Annotated in this window: 22 protein-coding genes and 1 other RNA gene; 11 read left to right on the top strand and 12 right to left on the bottom strand. The window is 58.5% G+C overall.

Features of this window, described 5'->3' with window-relative positions; genetic code table 11:
• Window positions 1-32 precede the first annotated feature (32 nt).
• On the top strand, window positions 33-1514 hold the full coding sequence (locus Z947_RS0106090; protein ID WP_025043425.1) for a D-alanyl-D-alanine carboxypeptidase family protein: 1482 nt from the start codon (window positions 33-35) through the stop codon (window positions 1512-1514).
• Here Z947_RS0106090 and Z947_RS0106085 read toward each other — a convergent pair.
• Entirely contained in the window at window positions 1492-2394 is a 903-nt protein-coding gene (locus Z947_RS0106085) for a LysR substrate-binding domain-containing protein (RefSeq protein ID WP_025043424.1), read from the bottom strand. The two genes, Z947_RS0106090 and Z947_RS0106085, sit on opposite strands and share 23 nt — an antisense overlap.
• Before the next feature lie 99 nt (window positions 2395-2493).
• On the opposite strand from Z947_RS0106085, the gene Z947_RS22210 reads away from it, so the two are divergent.
• Window positions 2494-2640 (top strand): hypothetical protein, encoded by a 147-nt coding sequence (locus tag Z947_RS22210; protein WP_169737471.1) that lies wholly within the window; start codon window positions 2494-2496, stop codon window positions 2638-2640.
• 66 nt (window positions 2641-2706) lie between these two features.
• Window positions 2707-2988 carry a DUF6552 family protein gene (locus Z947_RS0106075; RefSeq protein WP_025043423.1) on the top strand — a complete coding sequence of 94 codons (282 nt, stop codon included), beginning with the start codon at window positions 2707-2709 and terminating at the stop codon, window positions 2986-2988.
• Here the strand turns inward: Z947_RS0106075 and Z947_RS0106070 are convergent.
• From Z947_RS0106070 to Z947_RS0106045, 6 genes are all read right to left on the bottom strand, one after another.
• Window positions 2985-3755, bottom strand: coding sequence for a DUF2189 domain-containing protein (locus tag Z947_RS0106070; protein WP_025043422.1), 771 nt, complete (start codon window positions 3753-3755; stop codon window positions 2985-2987). The genes Z947_RS0106075 and Z947_RS0106070 overlap by 4 nt on opposite strands.
• Window positions 3756-3816: 61 nt before the next feature.
• Window positions 3817-5394: an ABC transporter ATP-binding protein gene (locus tag Z947_RS0106065; protein ID WP_025043421.1), complete on the bottom strand. Its 1578-nt coding sequence runs from the start codon at window positions 5392-5394 to the stop codon at window positions 3817-3819.
• Complete coding sequence (locus tag Z947_RS0106060) at window positions 5394-6500, bottom strand: ABC transporter permease (protein ID WP_025043420.1); 1107 nt, start codon at window positions 6498-6500, stop codon at window positions 5394-5396. Before Z947_RS0106060 ends, Z947_RS0106065 begins: the two co-directional genes overlap by 1 nt.
• A complete protein-coding gene (locus Z947_RS0106055; protein WP_025043419.1) occupies window positions 6500-7585 on the bottom strand; it encodes a microcin C ABC transporter permease YejB in 1086 nt (361 codons plus the stop codon). The genes Z947_RS0106060 and Z947_RS0106055 overlap by 1 nt, the downstream gene beginning before the upstream one ends.
• A gap of 9 nt (window positions 7586-7594) precedes the next feature.
• Window positions 7595-9520 carry an extracellular solute-binding protein gene (locus Z947_RS0106050; RefSeq protein ID WP_025043418.1) on the bottom strand — a complete coding sequence of 642 codons (1926 nt, stop codon included), beginning with the start codon at window positions 9518-9520 and terminating at the stop codon, window positions 7595-7597.
• Window positions 9521-9675: 155 nt separating this feature from the next.
• A complete protein-coding gene (locus Z947_RS0106045) occupies window positions 9676-10170 on the bottom strand; it encodes a c-type cytochrome (protein ID WP_025043417.1) in 495 nt (164 codons plus the stop codon).
• A 128-nt stretch (window positions 10171-10298) separates the two neighbouring features.
• Here Z947_RS0106045 and Z947_RS0106040 point away from each other — a divergent pair, with 128 nt between their 5' ends.
• The 3 genes from Z947_RS0106040 to Z947_RS0106030 all read left to right on the top strand — a co-directional run bounded on the left by Z947_RS0106040 (window position 10299) and on the right by Z947_RS0106030 (window position 12486).
• Complete coding sequence (locus Z947_RS0106040; protein WP_025043416.1) at window positions 10299-11141, top strand: prephenate dehydratase; 843 nt, start codon at window positions 10299-10301, stop codon at window positions 11139-11141.
• 35 nt (window positions 11142-11176) lie between these two features.
• On the top strand, window positions 11177-12025 hold the full coding sequence (bla, locus tag Z947_RS0106035) for a class A beta-lactamase (protein ID WP_205623823.1): 849 nt from the start codon (window positions 11177-11179) through the stop codon (window positions 12023-12025).
• Window positions 12026-12117: 92 nt separating this feature from the next.
• Window positions 12118-12486: an eCIS core domain-containing protein gene (locus Z947_RS0106030; RefSeq protein ID WP_025043414.1), complete on the top strand. Its 369-nt coding sequence runs from the start codon at window positions 12118-12120 to the stop codon at window positions 12484-12486.
• Between the two features lie 12 nt (window positions 12487-12498).
• On the opposite strand, the gene Z947_RS0106025 is transcribed toward Z947_RS0106030, so the two are convergent.
• Together Z947_RS0106025 and nudC are read right to left on the bottom strand one after the other, a co-directional pair.
• Entirely contained in the window at window positions 12499-12966 is a 468-nt protein-coding gene (locus Z947_RS0106025; protein ID WP_025043413.1) for an SRPBCC family protein, read from the bottom strand.
• 74 nt (window positions 12967-13040) lie between these two features.
• Complete coding sequence (gene nudC, locus Z947_RS0106020; protein ID WP_025043412.1) at window positions 13041-14009, bottom strand: NAD(+) diphosphatase; 969 nt, start codon at window positions 14007-14009, stop codon at window positions 13041-13043.
• Window positions 14010-14149: 140 nt separating this feature from the next.
• Here nudC and Z947_RS0106015 point away from each other — a divergent pair, with 140 nt between their 5' ends.
• Complete coding sequence (locus Z947_RS0106015; RefSeq protein WP_025043411.1) at window positions 14150-16015, top strand: 5'-nucleotidase C-terminal domain-containing protein; 1866 nt, start codon at window positions 14150-14152, stop codon at window positions 16013-16015.
• A 37-nt stretch (window positions 16016-16052) separates the two neighbouring features.
• An RNA gene (gene ffs, locus Z947_RS21795) (signal recognition particle sRNA small type) lies at window positions 16053-16150 on the top strand.
• 69 nt (window positions 16151-16219) lie between these two features.
• On the opposite strand, the gene Z947_RS0106010 is transcribed toward ffs, so the two are convergent.
• Both Z947_RS0106010 and ypfJ read right to left on the bottom strand, forming a co-directional pair.
• The gene (locus Z947_RS0106010) at window positions 16220-16570 is read right to left on the bottom strand and encodes a DUF6404 family protein (protein ID WP_025043410.1); all 351 of its coding nucleotides are present in this window, start codon (window positions 16568-16570) and stop codon (window positions 16220-16222) included.
• On the bottom strand, window positions 16567-17409 hold the full coding sequence (ypfJ, locus tag Z947_RS0106005) for a KPN_02809 family neutral zinc metallopeptidase (RefSeq protein ID WP_025043409.1): 843 nt from the start codon (window positions 17407-17409) through the stop codon (window positions 16567-16569). The genes Z947_RS0106010 and ypfJ overlap by 4 nt, the downstream gene beginning before the upstream one ends.
• A gap of 169 nt (window positions 17410-17578) precedes the next feature.
• Here ypfJ and Z947_RS0106000 point away from each other — a divergent pair, with 169 nt between their 5' ends.
• The 3 genes from Z947_RS0106000 to recR all read left to right on the top strand — a co-directional run bounded on the left by Z947_RS0106000 (window position 17579) and on the right by recR (window position 20385).
• A complete protein-coding gene (locus Z947_RS0106000) occupies window positions 17579-19330 on the top strand; it encodes a DNA polymerase III subunit gamma/tau (protein ID WP_025043408.1) in 1752 nt (583 codons plus the stop codon).
• 52 nt (window positions 19331-19382) lie between these two features.
• A complete protein-coding gene (locus Z947_RS0105995) occupies window positions 19383-19727 on the top strand; it encodes a YbaB/EbfC family nucleoid-associated protein (protein ID WP_025043407.1) in 345 nt (114 codons plus the stop codon).
• A gap of 64 nt (window positions 19728-19791) precedes the next feature.
• The gene (recR, locus tag Z947_RS0105990; protein WP_025043406.1) at window positions 19792-20385 is read left to right on the top strand and encodes a recombination mediator RecR; all 594 of its coding nucleotides are present in this window, start codon (window positions 19792-19794) and stop codon (window positions 20383-20385) included.
• 125 nt (window positions 20386-20510) lie between these two features.
• Here recR and Z947_RS0105985 read toward each other — a convergent pair whose 3' ends face one another.
• The gene (locus Z947_RS0105985; RefSeq protein ID WP_025043405.1) at window positions 20511-21698 is read right to left on the bottom strand and encodes a type III PLP-dependent enzyme; all 1188 of its coding nucleotides are present in this window, start codon (window positions 21696-21698) and stop codon (window positions 20511-20513) included.
• Between the last annotated feature and the right edge of the window lie 154 nt (window positions 21699-21852).

Here is a 21852-nt window from a genome sequence, read left to right as displayed (position 1 = left end):
CGGCGGTCTTGAGGCAGAACAAGGCAGTAATCATGAGAGCGCGACGCGTTTCGTCAGCCCGTTTGGGGTTGTATTTCATCACGGCTTTTTGGTTGATTGTGATCGTCCCGCTCAGCGCGATGGCGGCACCCTATGCGGCCTATGTGATGGACGCACGCACCGGCAAGGTGATCCATTCCCAGAACTCCGACACGCGCCTGCATCCCGCCTCGCTCACCAAGATGATGACGCTCTATATCGCTTTTGAAGCGATCAAGCGCGGTGAAATCTCCCTCGACAGCAAGGTCACGATTTCCAAGAAAGCTGCCGCCGAGCCGCCCAGCAAATTGGGGTTGCGCGCCGGCCAGCGCATTGCGCTGCGCTATCTGATCCGCGCCGCTGCCGTAAAATCAGCCAATGATGCAGCCACGGCCATTGGCGAGGCCATCGGCGGCTCAGAAGCCCGCTTTGCCCGCCGTATGAATCGCACCGCCAAGGCGTTGGGCATGAACCGGACAACCTTCAAGAACATGCATGGCCTAACCGAAGCGGGCCATTTGTCGACCGCCCACGACATGTCCATCATGGGGCGGCATTTGCTCTATGACTTCCCAGAATATTACAACCTGTTCTCTCGCGTGACGGCCGATGCCGGTGTGCGCAAGGTCAGCCACACCAACCGCCGTTTCCTGAATTCCTACAAAGGTGCTGACGGGATCAAAACCGGCTATACCCGCGCTGCCGGTTTTAACCTGACTGCCTCTGCCGAACGGGGCAACGAACGGATCATCGTGACCGTTTTTGGCGGTAAATCCACCGCCTCGCGCAATGCGCAGGTTACCAAGTTGATGGACCTCGGGTTCCGCCGCGCCCCGTCCCGCGCGCCGCTGCGCAAACCGCAAAAGCCGGTCTACGCCGATGTTGAAACCGCCCCGAACGTGCCAAGCACAAACCCCGGTTCCGTCGCGGGTGGCGCTGGTAAAACCATTCGCCTGGTGGGTGCTGTCAAGAAATCCAAGCGCCCGCAATTGCGCCCCGGCACTGCGGCCCCTGTTCTGGTGGCTGCTGTTCAGGACCCCCTTGTTTCGAATGCAGACATCACTGCTGCACTGAAAGAAGCCGTCAAAACACCCGCGCCAACGCAGGCAGCACCTGCGCCTAACGTGACCCTCGCGGCGGCCACCGGTGCGGTGTTACGACCCGCGCTGCGCCCTACCACGGCGTCAAAACCCGCCGCAAAACGCGAAAAGCGCGTGGTAGAGCAGGAAATCGTCACCCGCGTGTCAACTTCGGGCGGCCGCCATTGGGGGGTGAACGTCGGACGTTTCCCCAGCCGGTATGCTGCCGAAAAGGTGCTGTTGAAGACCGCGCTTGCAGAAATGTCGACGCTGGATGGGTCGCTGCGCAAAGTTGTGCGCAGGCCACAAGGGTTTGACGCGAATTTCCTTGGCATGACCCGTGAAACCGCTGATCTGGCCTGCCGCAGATTGGCTGCCCGTAAGGTCAGTTGCTTTATGATCGGGCCTCCGGGCTAAGCGCCGCGGCAAGCGCTGCCTCCCGGCGCAGCCACGTTGTAAACGCCTTCACCCATTTGCGCTGCACGCCCGGACGGGTGACGATGTGATATCCGTCACTTGATTGGGCCTCTACGTGCAGCTCGCGCAGCCGACCCGCAGCAATGTCGCGCGCTACAAATTCGCGCACTGTGACGACAACCCCCTGCCCGTCCCGCGCCCCGTCCAGCATCAGGTTGCCCGGCACCTGCACCATGCCAAGCTTGGCCTTCGGCACGCCGAAACGCTTGAACCAATTGGTCGCCTCCGAGGTGCTGAATTCCTCAAGCCATGGGAAATCCGCGATTGCGTTCAAATCCTCGAACGGCTGATCCCCGACCAGTGACGGTGCCGCGACAACGACCATCGGGGACTGCAACAGCATTTCAGCCTCGACACCCGGCCATACCCCCGCGCCATAACGGATCGCTACATCAATGCCGCTGTTCGCCAAACTGACGACCAGCGGCGAAGGGTCAATCATCAAATCGATTTCCGGATTGGCCTCGCGAAAAGACGGCAAGCGCGGCATCAGCCACGAGGCCGCAAATGTTGGCGTTGCCGAAATATGCAACGGCCGGGTTTCCTGCTGGCCGGTGATTTCCTCAGCCGCTTCGATCATTGCGCCAAAACCGATGTGCAACGCACCCGCCAATCGTTCGCCCGCAAGGGTCAGGGCCAAACTGCGCCCCGAGCGATCCAGCAGGGCCACATCCAGATGGCTTTCCAACGCGCGCAACTGCTGGCTAATTGCGGCATGGCTGACGCCCAAGGCATCGCCTGCGGCGACCACGTTGCGGGTCTCGGCAAATGCGCCGAACGCACGCAGGGACGATAGCGGCGGAAGATTACGCCAGTTCATATCTAATCTCAGCTTACATATCTAGAATTTCAATGACTCGCTTCTTTCGCACATTCCCACATATTTGATGACATCAAGTCAACTTGGAAAGGAAAGAACATGTTAAATATCTATGCCCAGTCCATGCTTACTGCGACACGTTCGGGCTGTGTTCGGTTGCGCGAAGCGGCGTCTGCCGCCCCGGCAAAACGCCGCCGCTGGTTTTCCCGTCGCAAGACGATCTGCATTGATCCCGCCAAGTTGTGAGCGTCGTGCCCCTGAAAGACATAGCGCAAGTGCAGGCCGCAATTTTTGAATCTTTGGAGATGTCTAATGCAACGATCAATTGAACACACACCGCTTGCTGTCCCCCTGTGGCGCAAGTTTTCGTTAAGCCGCGACAAGGCAGTGCTGGTACTGAAATGGGCGGCGTCGATCATTCAAATCATGGGCTATACCGCCACCGCTTTCGGCATGACGCCGTTGAATATCTACCTGTTTCTGGTGGGTCTGGTGGGGTGGTTCACGGTAGGGCTGATGTGGAATGACAAAGCCATCATGCTGATCCATGTCGTTGCCCTTGGCGCGATGGTGGCGGGGCTGATCAGCGCCTAGCCGGTTTCGGACAAGCTGCGATAAAGATGCCATGTGGCATGCCCCAAAACGGGCATGACCACGAACAATCCCAGAAACATCGGCACCATCGCAAGCAAGGTCAGTACCGCCACCACAGCCCCCCAACACAGGTAGACAAACGGCGCCGCCCGCACCGCAGCGATGGAGCGCAACAGCGCGGAAATGAAATCAACATCACGGTCCAGCAACATTGGCATGCCCATGACAGAGATCGAAAAAACGAAAAGGGCGAAACCGGCCCCCACAAGCGTGCCGAACCCCAACATCATCAACCCTTCGCGTGTCAGGAAGATATCCAGCGACGTCGACACGTTAGTCATCGGCGAAAGCCCCAAAAACAGGGCAAAAATCATGTGCCCCAGAAAGAACCAGAACAGGAATGCCACGATGATTATCGCTGCCAGCCACGGCAATTGTTCGCCCCGATGGAACCACACCACCGACGCAACTTGCGAAAGGCCCAACGGTTCTTGCGCCGCGCGCCGGCGGCTGACCTCGTAAAAGCCCAAGGCCGCCAAGGCACCCAGCAGGGGAAACCCCATCACCGCGAGGATCAGCCAAAAGGTTGTGCCCGTGACATAGGTAATCGCAGCCATCACAAGGCCCGCGATGACAAAGAAACTGGCGAAAAACAGATCCGGCACAGGCGCAGCCAGAAAGTCGCGTAGCCCCGCCAAAAGACTGTGACGCAGGTCGGCGAAGGTCGGGTTGCGCAGCTGTGGCGCGCCATGGGGTCTGGTGTTCATCCGATCAGTATTGCGCAAACTACGACTGCGACAAAATGATCTGGATCAACTTGGCTGCTGCTCAGGTCGCGGCCTGCAGCAAGCTGCGGGTATATTCGGACTGCGGCCGTTCATACAGGTCCGCAGCCAGCCCGTATTCCACCACATCGCCACGTTTCATGACCATGACTTTATGCGACATCGCCCGCACCACTTTCAGGTCGTGACTGATGAACAAATAGGCCAGCCCGTATTTCACCTGTAGATTGCGCAGCAATTCGACGATCTGCACCTGTACGGTCATGTCCAGCGCCGAGGTAGGTTCGTCCAGCACCAGCAGTTTCGGGCGAAGCACCATCGCGCGGGCAATCGCAATGCGCTGGCGTTGGCCGCCGGAGAATTCATGCGGATAGCGGTCCATCGTGGCTGGGTCCAGGCCAACCTCGACCATCACCTCGTGTACCAACGCGCGTTGGTCGCGGCTTTGATCCACGTGGTGAATGCCCAGCCCTTCGGCGATGATCTGGAAACAGGTCATGCGCGGTGACAGCGATCCGAAAGGATCCTGAAACACGATCTGCATGTCCGAACGCAGCTTGCGCAGCTCGCGGGTAGACCACCGCCGCACGTCCTGATCCATAAAGGTAATGCCCCCCTCGGAGGCAATCAGCCGCATGATAGCGAGCGCCATCGTGGTCTTGCCAGAGCCGCTTTCCCCCACAATTCCAAGGGTTTCACCGGCCCGTACGGACAAGGTTGCGTCATTGACCGCCTTTACATGCCCCACCGTCCGGCGCAGCAACCCTTGGGTGATCGGGAACCAGACCTTGAGATGTTCGGTGCTGACGATTTCCGCCGCATCCTCGGCCACCGGATCGGGTTGCCCTGTGGGTTCGGCACCCAGCAGCTTGATCGTGTAGGGGTGTTGCGGATTGTCAAAGATTTCGCGCGTTGGCCCCTGCTCCACGATTTCGCCGTGCTGCATCACACAGACACGGTCCGCGATGCGGCGCACGATGCCCAGATCGTGGGTGATGAACAGCAAGCCCATGCCCATCCGGTCCTTAAGATCCTTCAACAGATCCAGAATTTGCGCCTGAATCGTAACATCAAGCGCCGTTGTCGGTTCATCCGCGATCAATACGTCCGGCTTGTTGGCCAGCGCCATCGCGATCATGACACGCTGGCGTTGCCCGCCGGACAGTTGGTGCGGATAGGCACCCAGACGGCTTTCGGCATCGTTGATCCCGACCTGTTCCAGCAGTTCCAGAATACGGGTGCGGGCCGCTGCACCGGCAAGTCCCTGATGCAGGGCAAGGCTTTCGCCCAGTTGCTTTTCAATGGTGTGCAACGGGTTCAGCGAGGTCATCGGCTCTTGGAAAATGAAGCTGATGTCATTGCCACGCACCTTGCGCAGCAAGGCCTCATCCGCGCCAATCATCTGTTGTCCGTCGTAGGTCACGCTGCCCGACACTTCGGCACTGTCCCCCAACAGGGACACGGTGGACAAGGCGGAAACAGACTTGCCAGAACCGGATTCACCCACCAGCGCCACGGTTTCGCCCCGCTCCACGTGAAAGCTGACGCCTTTGACCGCTTCGGACAGTTTGCCATCCTGACGGAACCCGACGCGCAGGTCTTTGACTTCAAGCAGAGGCATCAGGAAAACGTCTTTCGTGGATCAAAGGCATCGCGGATGCCCTCAAAGATGAACACCAGAAGCGACAGCATGATCGCAAAGGTAAAGAAGGCCGTGAAAGCCAGCCATGGCGCTTGCAGGTTTTGTTTCGCCTGCAAGGTCAGCTCGCCCAAGGACGGCGCCGAGGATGGCAAACCAAAGCCCAAGAAATCTAGGATCGCCAATGTGCTGATCGTGCCCGTAATGATGAATGGCAGCATGGTCAGCATTGCCACCATCGCATTGGGCAGCATGTGGCGGAACATGATTGTAATGTTGCTAACCCCCAAGGCCCGCGCCGCGCGGACATATTCAAGGTTGCGCGCGCGCAGGAATTCGGCGCGCACCACACCCACAAGCGACGTCCAACTGAACAGCACCAACAGGAAGACAAGCAGCCAGAAACTGCGCCCCAAAATCGCGAACATGATGATGATGACATAAAGCGACGGGGTGGAGGACCAGATTTCGATTACCCGCTGGAAGATCAGATCGGTCCAGCCGCCAAAGAACCCCTGCACAGCGCCCGCAATCACACCGATAAGTGACGCAAGGCCGGTCACGATCAGGGTAAACAGGATCGACAAACGGAAACCGTGAATGACCCGCGCCATCACATCGCGTTTGGTGCCGTCTGTCCCCAGCCAGTTCTGCGCATTGGGCGGCAGCGGGGCGGCACCCGGACGGTCCACAGCGGTGTTAAAGCTGTAAGGGATGATCGGCCAGATTGCCCAACCTTTGGCAATCTCCTCGCCCTCGATCACACCGTCCTGCGCGTCCTCGATATAGGCATCGGGATCGTCAAAGCACAAATCCAGACCACCGGTCGCAATCAGGCATTTCACCTCGGGGTCGCGATATACAGCTTCGGTCTGGAAATCTCCGCCGAACGCCGTTTCGGGGTAAAAGTTGAAAATCGGGGTGTAATAGTCGCCACGATAGTTCACGAGGATCGGTTTGTCGTTGGCCACAAATTCCGCGAACAGCGAGATGCCGAACAGGATCGCGAAAATCCACAGGCTCCAATAGGCGCGGCGGTTGCGTGTGAAATTACGCCAACGGCGTTGATTAAGCGGTGACAGGGCCATCAACCTTCCCTCCGCTCGAAATCGATCCGCGGATCAACCAGCACATACATCAGGTCCGACAGGATACCGACAACCAGCCCGATCAGGCCGAAAATAAACAGGGTGCCAAAGACGATGGGATAATCGCGGGCCACCGCAGCTTCGAACCCCAAACGACCCAATCCATCAAGGCTGAAAATCGTTTCGATGATCAACGAGCCGCCAAAGAACACACCGATGAACACCGCCGGAAAACCGGCGATCACGATCAACATGGCGTTGCGAAAGACGTGGCCATAAAGCACCGCGCGTTCCGACAGGCCCTTGGCGCGGGCGGTCATGACATAGTGCTTTTTGATCTCGTCCAGAAAACTGTTTTTCGTCAGCAAGGTCAGCGTCGCAAAGGCACTGATGGTCGAGGCCAACACCGGCAGGGTGATGTGCCAGAAATAGTCCGCAACCTTGCCCAGCGGGCTAAGCTGGTCGAAATTGTCAGAGGTCAGGCCGCGCAGCGGGAAGATTTGCCAATATGATCCGCCTGCGAACATCACCAGCAGAAGGATCGCAAACAGGAAACCTGGGATCGCATAGGCTGCGATGATCGCGCCCGAGGTCCATGTGTCAAAGCGTGATCCATCGCGCACCGCCTTGCGGATGCCCAACGGGATCGACACCAGATAGGCAATCAAAGTGGACCAAAGCCCCAATGTGATCGACACCGGCAGTTTTTCCTTGATTAGATCAATGACTGAAATCGACCGGAAATAGCTCTCTCCGAAATCGAAACGGACGTAGTTCCACATCATGTTCAAAAACCGTTCGACCGGCGGCTTGTCGAACCCGAATTCTTTCTCCAGTTCTTCGATAAATTCCGGAGGCAAGCCACGGGCACCGACATAGCTGTCGTTGGTTTCCAGCTCTGCATTGCCGGCATCATTACCAGCCCCGGCAAACCCGCCGAACACATCGCCCCCCCCCTGAATGCGCGCAATCGCCTGTTCAACCGGGCCACCGGGCACAAATTGCACCAGTGCAAAGTTTATCAGCATGATCCCGACCAACGTCGGAATGATCAGCAAAAGCCGTCGAAGAATATACGCGCCCATGGGTGCTGATTACCTCAACGCGCCAGCGGCCCGCAGCGCGGCACCTTTGTCGGCATTGTACCACCAGAAATCCATGTAGCCCAAAGCATAGGGCGGGATGGTTTCGGGACGTTCGTATTGGTCGTAATAGGCCGTCCAATGCACATCGTTGTACCACGTCGGGATCATGAAAAATTCGTGACGCAGGGCACGATCCAGCGCGATCAGCGTTGTGTCGGTTTCCTCTTTGGTCACCGCGCGCTGCGACGCTTCGATGATTTCATCCACCAGGGGGCTCGCCAGTCCGGCAGGGTTGAACAAGGAATAGGACGCCGCCTCGGACCCGTAGACCTGTTGCAATCCGCCACCTGTGCTGAGGAACGGAATATAGCTGTCATAAACCATGTCGTAATCACGGTCGCGCTCGCGCAGGGTATATTGCGAGGCATCGACCCGCTCCAGCACCGCTTCGATGCCCATGCTGGTCAGGTTCGACATAAAGTTCTCAACCACCGCAGACAGGGTCGCAGATCCCGCCGAGTTCAGCAGAAATGTCAGACGCAGCGGTTCGCCCGCATCATTGCGCCGCATGCCATCACTGCCCACGGCCCAACCGGCGTCATCCAGCAACTTCATCGCCGTACGCGCATTGCGCCGGTCCAGCAAACGATTGGCACCCGACGTATGGGGCACACGCACCTCTTCGCTCAACATCTCTGGCGGAACCAGATCCCCCAACGACTGCAAAAACGCCAGTTCCGCGCCTTCGGGCGTGCCGGTGGCCATCAGCGGCGTGTCCTGATTGAACGAAGCGCGCTGTTTGAACAGCCCGTATTGCAGCGATTCGTTGGTCCACTCAAAGTTGAAGCCCAGCGCGACAGCCTCGCGCACGCGACGGTCCTTTAGAACCTCGCGGCCCAGATTGAAAACGATGCCGGAAGGGGTTGGCGGGGCACCGTCAGGAATTTCATCCTTTACCACATAGCCGTTTTTCACTTTCGGGAAATCATAAGCAGTTGCCCATTGCTTGGAATTCCCCTCGTTGCGGAAGGTATATTCGCCGGCTTTGAATGCCTCGAAAGCCGAATTCTCGTCGCCGAAATATTCGATGCGGATTTTGTCAAAGTTGTTGCGCCCTGCATTGAATGGCAGGTCGTTGCCCCAGTAATCAGGATTGCGTTTATAGACGATGCGCCGGTTCACATCGATCTTGTCGACCATATAGGCCCCCGATCCGGGCGAGATGTCCAAGCGGCTTTCATCCAGTCGCGCGCCGGTTTCTTCGTACCATTTCTTGGACCATACCGACATGCCGCCCACGACTTCGATCAGGCTGCGGCGCGATACTTCGGGGTTGAAGGTATATTTGATGGTGTGATCATCGATCACCTCGATGTTGTCGATCCGTTTGCTAACGGCATCGGCGTATGATTGCAGCCCCTGATCCAAAATCAGCTGCTGGCTAAAGGCCACGTCATGCGCAGTCACGGGCGTGCCATCGGAAAACCGTGCCTCGGGACGCATGTTGAAGATCACCCAGTTCTTGCCTTCGTCGTATTCAAGGCTTTCACACAGCAGACAGTAATATTCGGCGTACATATCGGCGGGGGCCTGCGCGTTCACGCCTTCACCAAGCAGGCTTTCATACATAACGGTCGACAAGGCCCCGCCGCGCCCTTTGCGGGTGTAGGGGTTCATCGAATCAAATGTGCCTAATGTTGCGATTGAGATCTCGCCACCCTTGGGCGCATCAGGGTTCACATAGTCGAAATGCGTATAGTCGGGGCCGTATTTCAAATCACCGAAAAACGAATAGCCGTGGCTTTTGATCGTTTCCTCGGCCGGTGCCGCCGTCCCAAGCGCCAAAGCAGTGCCAAAAATCACCAGTGCGATCCCGTACCCCCAACCTGTTGTCTCTGCGGTTCGGGTCTTGGCGTGGCTCAAGCGTTTGGTCATCGGGCACATCCTTTGGATCGGAAATCAGCGTCATTCGTGATGTAAGCTAACGGTGCCGCATGCCAAGAGACAAGTTGCGAATATGTTATCTATTGCAACACATACGAAAAAAGCCGCCCCGAAAGGACGGCTTCATGTCGTGATGGGCGCGAAACTTACTGAAGGCCGGTCAGATAGGCGATCACATTGGCGCGGTCAGCGGGCTTTTTCAAACCGGCGAAACCCATGGTGGTGCCCGGCGCATAGTTTTTGGGGCTCTCAAGGAAGCCCATCAGCGCTTCGACAGTCCAGTCACCCTCAAGACCACCCAGCGCGCCAGAGTAACCGAACCCTGCAACGGAAGCGATGTCGCGATCCACAACGCCGTTCAAGTGCGGGCCAACACCGTCGGTGCCGTCAACCTTGTGACAGGCGGTACACTTGCGAAATACCTTTGACCCTTTGTCCGCATCGGCTTCGGCCATCAGCGCGACCAGGTCGATTTCTTCTGCCGGTTCTGCGTCTGCACTGGCCACTTCGATCACATATGACTGCTCGCCATGGGCATCCGCGTGATAAAGTTCTTCGCCGGCCCATTTGCCAAGCAACAGGATTAACCATGCGCCACACAGGCCAGCGGCGATTTTCGTAAGGGTCATTGTGTCGAACATAGGTTTGGGTCCGTATCTGTCATTTGATGCGTTTCAGCCGCGTATCTATTGCTTTCCCTTATCGCAAGCAAGGTGTAGTTACCGCGACCAATCGCCCGAGGGGCGCTTTAATACCAAGGATTGCACCGATGTCTGACAGCAACACGCCGCGGATCGCGTTTCAGGGCGCTTTGGGGGCCTATAGCCACGAGGCCTGTTTGCAAGCCAGTCCCGGGATGATTCCCGTCCCCTGCACCACCTTCGAAGGGGTGATCCGTGCGGTGCGCGAAGGGCGTGCAGACCTTGCGATGTTGCCGGTTGAAAATACCACCTACGGGCGGGTCGCCGATATTCACCGCCTTTTGCCGCAAAGTGGCCTGCATATTGTCGCTGAAACCTTCGTACGTGTGCGCATCGCGCTGATGGCACGTCCCGGTGTGACGCTGGATCAGGTTAAACATGTCCGCGCCCATATGGTGCTTTTGCCGCAAGCCCGCAGCTATCTGGACGCGCAGGGCATCACTTTTGAAGCTGCCGCAGACAGTGCCGGTGCCGCTGCCGATCTGGCTTTGGCCGATGGATCTGTCGAGGGCGTGCTTGCCGGAGAAGTCGCCGCCGACATCCACGGGTTGGAAGTGCTGGCCCGTGACATCGAAGATCTTGATCACAATACCACCCGCTTCTTGTTGATGGCCCCCGACATCGACCTTGAACGGCGCAGCGACAAGATGCTGACGACTTTCGTGTTCGAAGTCCGCAATATTCCTGCCGCGCTGTATAAGGCGATGGGCGGATTCGCGACCAATGGCATCAACATGACCAAACTGGAAAGCTATATGGTGGACGGTTCGTTCACCGCCACGCAGTTCTACGCGGATATCGAAGGACACCCCGACGATGCCAACGTCAAACGAGCGTTGGAGGAATTGGGCTATTTCACAAAAATGCTCGATATTCTCGGCGTTTATCCGTCCCACCCCGTTCGAGGGTGAACTGCCTTCGCCATTTGGTTCGCGGGCTTTGGCTTGTGTTCCTTTGTGGGGGGCTGTCGGGGCCTGCAGACGCAGAATTACAAACGCTGTCCAGACTCGGGCTTGAAATCCGCGCATTGGAAAAACGCCACGATGCCCGCATCGGTGTGATGGTGCGACATCCTGCATCAGGCTGGCATTGGGGCCACCGCGAAAACGAACGCTTCCTGATGAACAGCACTTTCAAATCCGTGCTCTGCGCCGCAATTCTTGATCAGGTTGACCGTAAGGCCCTAGACCTGAATGCCAAAATCAAGATTTCCGGACAGGACATACTGCATTATGCACCTGTAACGAAAAAGCACATTGGCAGCGCGCTGCCTATTTCCGACCTATGTTTCGCGACTTTGGATCAAAGCGACAATACCGCGGCCAACTTGTTGATCAATCTGTTGGGCGGGCCGAAAGGCGTCATGACCTATCTGGACCGCATTAACGATGCCGTCACCCGTCTCGATCGCATCGAGCCAAGCCTGAACAATTTTGTCGCGGGAGATCCACGCGACACCACATCGCCAGCAGCAATGACAACGACGTGGCAAAAGATGCTGACAGGGGACGCGTTGCGCCCCGCGTCACGTGCTCAGCTGGCAGAGTGGATGCGCCACGGCAGCGTCACGCAAGAGTTTCTACGCAAATCCGCGCCGGCAGGGTGGCAGATCATTGATAAATCAGGAGGTGGGCGGAATCATACACGCAGCTACGTCGCCATGATAACGCCTTTGGCCGGGGCCCCCTATTTCATTGCAATCTATGTGTCCGACACCCCCGCCAGTTGGGTCGAACGTAACGCGATAGTGGCCGGAATCGGTCGTGCAATCATCGACATAATTGCGGCACGATGAACCCGTGCAGATCAGGAAACTTTAGGTCTTTGGGGCCAATCTGTGCTACCTTCACCATATTACATTGATAATTTGAAAAAGGGATTGCCCCGATGGCCAAAGACGAGCTTGCCCAGATATTACAGAAAACCGATGGAAAACGCGCCAAAACCAAACCGCTGGATAACATCCCGAAAGACACCAAAAGCACAAAACTGCCCTCCGCCGTAATCAAAGCGCTCGGCGAGAAATTCCCGGCCGCCAAACTCGAAAAGGTACGTGTGCACGTCGGATCAGAAGCCACTGATGCCTGCAAGGAACTGGGGGCCAAGGCGTTTGCCCACGGGCCCGATATCTATCTGGCCAAGTCCGGCTATGCCAAGGACAACAAATTGCTGGCCCATGAACTGTCCCACACTTTGCAGCAGACCAAGGGCAAGATTGTATCACCGACCAAAGGCAAAGTGCTGACCTCCAAATAATCGGGGCGCATTTTAGGCCATCCGTGAGTAGCGGTCTTCCATGGACTTGGCGTATTCCGACACGCGCATTTTGAATTTTCGGGTCAGCGACGTTTTCGCCAGTTTCAGCGATTGCACCAACAGGCGCGCCGACAGGTTAAGCGGCTTGATCTCCATCTCGACCTTCACCCGCGTGCTGCTGCGGGACAGGGCGATCAGTTCGAAGCTGGTGGTGCCCAGCAATCCCGGAGAGGTGCTTTCCAGAACAATCTCGTTCGGGCGGTCAAAGGTCACCATCTCGACCTCCATCTGGCGCTGCTTGCCGCGTAGGGTAAAGGCCGCCTGCCACGTCATGCCGACACCAGGCACCTGAAGCTGGTCCATCCGCTGCACCTCGGCACCGCGCCGCATGGCAGAGCGTTCGAAACCCTCAAAATCGCAAAGCATTTCGAACACCGCATCCGCAGGTGCCTCGATATCCTCGTTTGTGGAAAATTTCATATTTTACCCTACCGATAGCGCTGGCTTATCCTTGCCAGCTTGACGCCCTTACCACTTACACCGCAACCCTCGCGTTAATCCAACCTGTCCGCAAGCCAGTTTTCCAGCAGGAAATGTGCAATAGCGCCTTTGCGCGCAGGCAGGATCACTGGATGATTGCCGGCAAACACCTCCATCATTTCTTCGCGCGGGACCCACATGGCGTGCTCGATCTCGACCGGATCAATGGTGATCTCCTGACTTGTCGCCTCGCCACGGCAACCAAACATCAACGACGCGGGGAAAGGCCACGGCTGGCTGGCAAGGTAATCAACCGCCCCTACCTGCACGCCCGCTTCTTCAAACACCTCGCGGCGCACGGCAGCTTCCAGTGTCTCCCCCGGCTCAACGAAACCCGCCAGCAGCGAAAACATCCCGCGCGGCCAGCCCGGCGAACGGCCCATCAACACCGAATTGCCATGAGTGATCAACATAATCACCACCGGATCGGTACGCGGGAAATGGCTGGTTTTGCAGGCCGGGCACTGGCGCTGCCATCCCGCTTGACCAATTTGCGTTTCAACACCGCATTTGGCACAAAACCCGTGGCTGTCATGCCAGCCAAGGATCGCCTTGCCGGTAGCAGCCAATTCGGCGTCCCGCGCGTCCAGCCACGTCATCACGCGGCGCAGCTCTGCAAATACCATGCCTTCGGGTAGGGCCGGATGGCGTTGTTCTGTCGGATCCAAAAACGCGCCCAAACCGGCGTGATCGACGTCATCCGGTTCCCAAGGGGACAAGTCGAATGCAAATCGCGCCGCCCCGTCTTCGCGGCCCAGCAGGATCGGTTCGGCCTTGGCGTCGGCCAGAACCGGATGGTCCATCGGCAGGCGCACCAATGATGCCGGCCGCGCGGGCGAGATCAAAGGTTTGCCGCGCCAGAACAAAATGGCGCGGCTGTCAGCGGCCGCACGGGCGTATTTCACCACTGCCGGGTTGTTACGAATCTCCCCGGCGCGGTCCAGTGCGGACCCTCCGAAGGTCACCTCTTCTGCGTGGCGCATTGAATTATCCTTTGATCTGCCTTGCTTACCCCTTTGTGTGGCATCTGGCGCAGGGACACAATCCGGCCATTTGATAACGCCTTGATTGTTTATGGTTGTTGTGCGCTAATGTGAATCAATTATAGGTTGATATTCTTCACATGAGAGATGCCGCCGCCCCGCCGATCACTGCGATCCACCCCCATGAAGCGATGCAAGACAGGTTTGACCAAACCACACTGTCCCTGCGCATTATGGCGACCACCGACATCCACATGCAGCTTTTGGGCTATGACTATCTGCGCGATTGTTCCCTACCGCACAACGGACTAGCGGGATTGGCGACGCTGGTGGATCAGGCCCGCGCCGAGGCACGGGCAGCGGATACCGCAACCCTTTTGTTTGACAACGGAGATTTTTTGCAAGGGACCGCACTTGGTGAAACCCTGTCGCGCAGCGCCGTCGGACCGGAACATCCTGTGCTCGGGTGCATTAACCATATGTCGTATGATGCTCTGGGCGTGGGCAATCATGATCTGGACCACGGGTTTCCCTATCTTTTGGATCTCGCGGCGGTCAGTCCGTCGCCAATGATCAGCACCAATCTCAGACCTTTGCGCAGTTCTGCACTGCAAGCCGCGGCCCTGATCACCTGCGCCTGCCCCCAACAGGGCGCTGCCCCCCTGAGTCTGCGGATTGGTGTATTGTCGGTCATGCCAGACCTCACCGCCCAATGGCACCAACACACGCTTGAAGGTAACGCCGTCGTGACGCCAGCACAGGCCAAGCTGCGCACTGCGTTGGCAGACCTGCGCGCGCAAGGCACCGATCTGGTAATCCTGTTGGCTCATATGGGGATCGAACATCCAGCCATTGATGAAACCGGTGTGGACGATGTCCGCTCGCTTGCGGCAATTGCCGGAATAGACGTGGTGATCGCCGGTCACACCCATCGCCGTTTGCCGGGGCAGGATCATGGCGGTTTTGCGCAGGTCGATAACATCAACAGCACCATCGCAACCCGACCTGCGGTGATGGCCGGTTACGATGCCTCTGATCTGGCGGTGCTGGATTTGGGGCTGTCGCAGGATGCAAACGGGCGCTGGCGGGTCCTAACCCACACCAGTGAACTGCGCCGCAACACGCACGACATCGCCCCCCATCCCGCGATTACGGCGATCTGTTCCACCGCGCATCACGCCAGCCGAACCCGGCTGGCCCGGCCCGTTGGCCAGACAGGCCGCACCTTGCACAACTTTTTCTCCCTTGGGGCACCTACCTTGTCCTGCACCGCAGTCGCGCAGGCGAAACATCACATTGCGACCAAGGCAATACGCGGATTTCCCGAAGCGGAGCTGCCCCTGCTCGCCTCTGCCTCGGCGCATACGGCGGGCGGTTTTGGTGGACCCGAAAACTTTCTGTTTATTCCGCAAGGTCCAGTGCTGCGCCGCCATCTGAAAGGGCTAGATCCCTATGCCAACAAGATTTGTGCCCTGCGCATCAACGGAGCCGAATTACGGGGCTGGCTCGAATATTCGGCGCGGGTCTTTCACCGGTTGTCACCAAACACGCCAGACCAGCTTCTGGTCGATCCCGCGCGACCTTCCTTTGAGTTCGATACAATTTATGGCGTGCAATATTGCATTGATCCGACCCGTGTCGCTGGCGCGCGGCTGGTCTCCCTGACCTACAACGGCGATCCCGTCAGCAATACGCAACAGTTTGTGATGGCCACCAGCGAATTTCAAACGACAGGCGGCGTGGGACGCGCGCCCTTTGCAAAGGACCGCGTACTGGCCAAAAGTCGCAACCGGTTGGCCACGGCCCTTGGCAATATTCTGACCCGCCCACCAGAGGGTATCCAGCAAGACGCCAGTCCTTGGCGGTTTTCATGTCCCGAACCCGTGCAAGCGGTCATTTGCACAACCCCTCAAGCGATGCCCTACCTCAAGGACATCGCCCACCTGTCCCCCCAGCCCCTTGGCCTGGACGGTGACGGTTTTTTGAGAATTCGCCTGACCCTGTGATGCTTGCACTCGCTTCTTTACGCGCCTATATGGGAATCGAGAGGTTGGTGCGGGCAGGCGCCTCGCCAACCTGGTCAGAGCCGGAAGGCAGCAGCCACAACGAGTCCCGCTTGGGTCGTTATCAATCTCTCACCTTACCACATGTCGCGCAGAACATGTGATTTGCTAACAGCCCGGATCAATGCACGCTGGCAGCCGCCAAAATCACAAATCTTCCCATTTGCTCAGCTTGTAGCGCCGCCGTGCTCGTGCGTAATACAGCGCCATCAGCCCCCCGAACAAAATTCCTGCAAACGCAGCGGCCCCCGCTGCGCTGACCAGTGAAAACCCTTGCCCGCGCCAGCTGACGAACCACATCAGGATGCCCCATACCGGCGCGAACCACAGCGCATACCCAAGCATCACGCGCCAGAACGATGCGTAATGCGGCGGGCGCACCATCCAACCCAACCGCCGCTGCACATTCAACAACGGCGGCTTGTAATTGCCGGCCCACATGTCGGTCGCTGCCAGCTCTGCCAGCGCCGCTTCAAATTTACGCTCGTGATCGCTCACAACTGGCGCGCGGCGAAGGTATCACACTGCCCGACGTCGCCTGTTTCGAATCCGCGTGCAAACCAGCGTGCCCGCTGTTCTGACGTGCCATGGGTAAAGGTATGCGGCTGAGGCACCCGCCCCGCTTGCCGCTGCAGATGGTCATCGCCAATCTTGCGGGCCGCATTCAACGCTTCTTGCAGATCGCCCTTCTCCATCAGGCCCCGCACATTCACCGCCCAGATCCCCGACAGGCAATCGGCCATCAGTTCCAGTTTCACGGTCAACAGATTCGCCTCTGTCTCACTTGACCTTTGCCGGGCCGCGTTAACTTTGGGCAGTATGCCCAGTTGGTTCTGGACATGATGCGCCACCTCATGGGCAATCACATAGGCCGCCGCAAAATCACCCCCCGCGCCCATTTGCTGACTCAACATGCTGAAAAAACTGGTGTCGAGGTAAGCCTTGTTGTCCGCCGGACAATAAAACGGACCGGTTGCCCCCGATGCACCGCCACAAGGGCTTTGGGTCACACCCGAGAATACCACCAATCTTGGCGGCACATATTCGCGGCCCATCTGTTCGCGAAAGATCTTGCTCCAGACATCTTCTGTTGTGGCCAGCACCTGCGCCGAAAACTCGGTGGCACGGCTGTCGGCTTGTGTGACGGGTTGGGATTGTTGCGTCTGGGTTCCGCCCTGCAACAGGGGGCTGACGTCGATGCCGGTGAAATAGCCGATGGCCAGAACCGCCAGCAAGCCGACCACACCGAAACCGCCGGCCTTGCCGCCAACGCGACGCCCGCCACCGCCTTTGCGGACTTCTACATTGCTGCTTCTTCTAATGCCTCGTAACCGCATACCCACGTCCCTATATACTAAATCTGCGCATTCCCTGACGGGGCTGCGGCCTTTATGATGCCTTAGCGCGCCACAAATTCCAAGCGGCAGGATGGCGTGGTTTACCTGCCCCGCCGCACCGCATACTTTGAAGACTGACACCCGAATCCCCCGCTTTGCTGGAGCATGCATGACCGACACACCCGCCTATCGCGTTTTGGCACGCAAATACCGGCCCGAAACCTTTGTCGATCTGGTCGGGCAGGATGCGATGGTGCGCACCCTGCGCAACGCCTTCGAGGCCGATCGTATCGCGCAGGCCTTTGTGATGACCGGCATCCGGGGCACTGGTAAAACCACCACCGCACGGATCATCGCCAAGGGCATGAACTGTATCGGCCCTGATGGGACCTCCGGCCCGACGACCGATCCTTGCGGGGTCTGTGAACATTGCACGGCGATCATGGAAGGCCGCCACGTCGATGTGATGGAAATGGACGCCGCATCAAACACCGGCGTCGCCAACATCCGCGAGATCATCGATTCCGTGCACTATCGCGCCGCCTCGGCCCGCTACAAAGTCTACATCATCGACGAAGTGCACATGCTGTCCACGGGTGCCTTCAACGCCTTGCTCAAAACACTGGAAGAACCACCCGAGCACGTCAAATTCATCTTTGCCACCACTGAAATTCGCAAGGTTCCGGTTACAGTTCTGTCGCGCTGCCAACGGTTTGACCTGCGCCGCATCGAACCCGAAGTGATGATCGCGCTGATGCGCAAGATCGCAACAGCCGAAGGGGCCGAAATTGCCGATGACGCGCTGGCGTTGATCACCCGTTCTGCCGAAGGGTCGGTGCGCGACGCCACATCCTTGCTGGATCAGGCGATCAGCCATGGTGCCGGCGAAACCACTGCCGATCAGGTCCGTGCCATGCTGGGGCTCGCGGACCGTGGCCGTGTGCTTGACCTGTTTGACATGATCCTGCGCGGTGACGCCGCCGGTGCCTTGACCGAACTGTCCGGTCAATATGCCGACGGGGCCGACCCGATGGCCGTGCTGCGCGACCTGGCGGAAATCACCCATTGGGTATCGGTGGTGAAAATCACCCCCGAAGCCGCCGAAGATCCGACAATTTCGCCCGAAGAACGCAGCCGCGGTATGGAAATGGCGGAAACCCTGCCGATGCGTGTGCTCACCCGCCTGTGGCAGATGCTTCTCAAAGTGCTGGACGAGGTCGCCTCCGCCCCCAATGCGATGATGGCGGCCGAAATGGCGATTATCCGCCTGACCCATGTGGCGGATCTGCCCAGCCCCGAAGAGCTGGTACGCAAGCTCAACAACGCCACACCGCCCCCGGCCCTTGCGCCCTCTGGTGGCGGTGGTGGCGCATCCGCGCCCGCCACAGGCGCACAGGCGGTTAGCCAAGCGCAATCGCGTATGGCGGCGAACCCCAACGCTGCGGGACAATCCACCGCCCTTGCCCAGGACCTTGATGCCGCGCTGGCACGTTTCCCAAGCTTTGACCACGTGGTCGAACTGATCCGTGCCAATCGCGATGTAAAGCTGCTGGTCGAGGTTGAAACCACCCTGCGCCTTGCGGCCTATCAACCGGGGCGCATTGAAATCGTCCCCACCGACCGCGCGCCGCGCGACCTTGCCCAACGGCTTGGCGCGAAACTGCAACTCTGGACCGGCAACCGCTGGGCTGTCACCGTCGTGAACGAGGGCGGCGGGGAAACCATCGCAGAGGTAAAGGACGCCAAACAGAACGCCCTCGTGGCGGAGGTCAAGGCCCACCCGCTTTGGCAGGCGGTCATCAGTTCCTTCCCGAAAGCCAGCATTGGCGGCATCCGCACCCCCGAACAAATCGCCGCCGAAGCCGTCAGCGCCGCCCTGCCCGAAGTCGAGGACGAATGGGACCCCTTCGAGGACGGTTGAACCCGCCCCGCGCGACACGCATATAGAGACAAACACAGATCAGGAGAAAACGATGCTTAAAGGACTAGGCGCGCTGGGTGACATGGCCGGCATGATGAAAAAAGCACAGGAAATGCAGGGTAAGATGGCCCAGCTTCAGGACGACATGGCCAATATCATGGTCACCGGTGAAAGTGGCGCGGGCCTTGTCAAGGCAAGCTGCACCGCCAAGGGCGAGCTGAAAGGCCTCGACATCGACCCGTCGATTTTCAACGGTGATGACAAGGAAGTCGTCGAAGACCTGATCCTTGCCGCGATCAAAGACGCGCAAGCCAAAGCCACCGAGCGGGCACAGGAAGAAATGTCCAAACTGACCGAAGGCATGGGCCTGCCCGCTGACATGAAGTTGCCATTCTAAGCACTATACCCCGGCTTCATCTTGCCCTTAAACTCAATCCCGCCCTCACAAAAGGCATATCCCGTTGAGTTCAACCCAAGACATAGACGCGCTGATTGACATGATGGCCAAGCTCCCGGGGCTTGGCCCGCGTTCGGCGCGCCGCGCTGTTTTGCATCTTATCCGCAAACGCGCCCTGTTGCTGACGCCGCTGGCGGACACGATGCAAACGGTCGCAGCAACGGCACGCGAATGCCTGAACTGCGGCAACGTCGGCACGGCGGACATCTGCGACATCTGCACCGCCAACAAACGTGCGAACGGGGAAATCTGCGTGGTTGAAGATGTCTCGGACCTTTGGGCGATGGAACGCTCGGGGGCGTTTCACGGGCGCTACCATGTGCTGGGCGGTACGCTGTCGGCTTTGGATGCAATCGGCCCGCAGGAACTGCGCATCCCGCGCCTGATCGACCGCGTCGCTACCGAAGAAATCACCGAGGTGATCTTAGCGCTGAACGCCACCATCGACGGGCAGACCACCGCCCATTACATTGCGGATCAACTGGAAGGTCAGGTACAACTGACGTCGCTCGCGCAGGGTGTCCCGATTGGCGGCGAGCTGGACTATCTGGATGACGGCACGATCAGCGCCGCCATGTTGGCCCGCAAGAAACTGTAACCAATTTCCTACAGGAAATTTACCGAAGTCTTGCAGGACTTCGCCCCCGACAACTCACCACCCTAAAACGAGATAGCCGCCTGCCCCTCCCAAAGCAGACGGCCTTTCCACGCGCGACGTTTACGTCAAAGGACGATCACATCCAGCGGCGGAAAACCATTAAACCCGACAGAACTGTACGAGCTGGTGTAAGCCCCACAGCAACGGATCATCACCTTATCCCCATCCCGCAAACTTACAGGCAATTGCACTGGTCGTTTTTCATACAGGATATCAACGCTATCGCAAGAGGGACCCGCCAAGACGCAGGGGCCGGTTTCTTCGCCGTCATGCGGCGTCGTCAGCTGATACCGGATCGCTTCACCTTCGGTCTCGGCAAGGCCAGAGAACCGGCCAATGTCCAGATATACCCACCGGTGCAAATCATCCGCCGACTTGCGCGACACCAGCAAGACCTCTGCCGCGATGTGCCCCGCCTCAGCCACCAACCCGCGACCGGGCTCTGCCATCAGATGGGGCACGCTGCCGAACCGGGCCGCGACGGCACGCACAACAGACGCGGCATAGCGGCGGGGCGCTTCGATACTTTGCCCGTAATAGGCCGGAAAACCGCCGCCAATGTTCAGCAGTTGCAAATCATGCCCCGCCGCACGGGCCGCATGCCACAGGGGCGCAACCTGATCCAGTACCGGGTTCCAGAACTCGGGCTTACGGGTCTGCGATCCAACGTGGAAGGACAGGCCATAGGCCACCAGCCCCAGATCGCGCGCGAGATCCAGCAGGCTGGGCAACAAGGACTCCGCACAGCCGAATTTACGGCTCAACGGCCAATCCGCCAGCGAGTTTTCAACGATCAGGCGGATATAGACCCGCGCGCCGGGGGCGTGACGGGCAATCTTTTCCAGTTCCGCTTCACAATCAGCCGCGAACAGCGTGATGCCGACGCTGTGGGCGAAAGCGATATCGGCCGCGCGTTTGATGGTGTTGCCAAAAGAAATGTCAGAAGGCTTCGCGCCCTGCGCTAGGCAAAGCTCGATCTCGCCGCGCGATGCGCAATCAAAGCCGGAGCCCTTGCGGACCAAAGTGCGGATCACTTCCGGTGCCGGGTTTGATTTAACCGCATAATGAATATGGGCCTCACCCAGACCGGCGCTCAACTCGTCATATTGTGCCGCCACTTTGGCGCGCGAGATAACCAGCGTCGGGCGGTCAAAATCATTTGCCGCGATATAGGCCGCAGCCGGATCGGCAACATAAGAAAAAGCGGAAGGTGCAGCGCTAAGTGCGCCGGGGACGGAAGCGTTCATGGTCATCTCCAAAGAGCAGGAGGGGCGGGAGCACCCCAAGTGTCATTTCAAGAGACGTTACCGTCGCTGCATAAACGCGGGTCAGTCAGAAAGGCTGACCGGCCAGAGGCGCGTGCGTTGGCGTCTGTAGCGCGGCATTTACGCTTGTTTGAGATTCGTG

Source organism: Sulfitobacter geojensis, from assembly GCF_000622325.1.
GTDB classification, from domain to species: Bacteria; Pseudomonadota; Alphaproteobacteria; order Rhodobacterales; family Rhodobacteraceae; genus Sulfitobacter; species Sulfitobacter geojensis.
The sequence above is the reverse complement of the archived record's forward strand: the minus strand, read 5'-3'. Positions and strand labels throughout refer to the sequence as shown.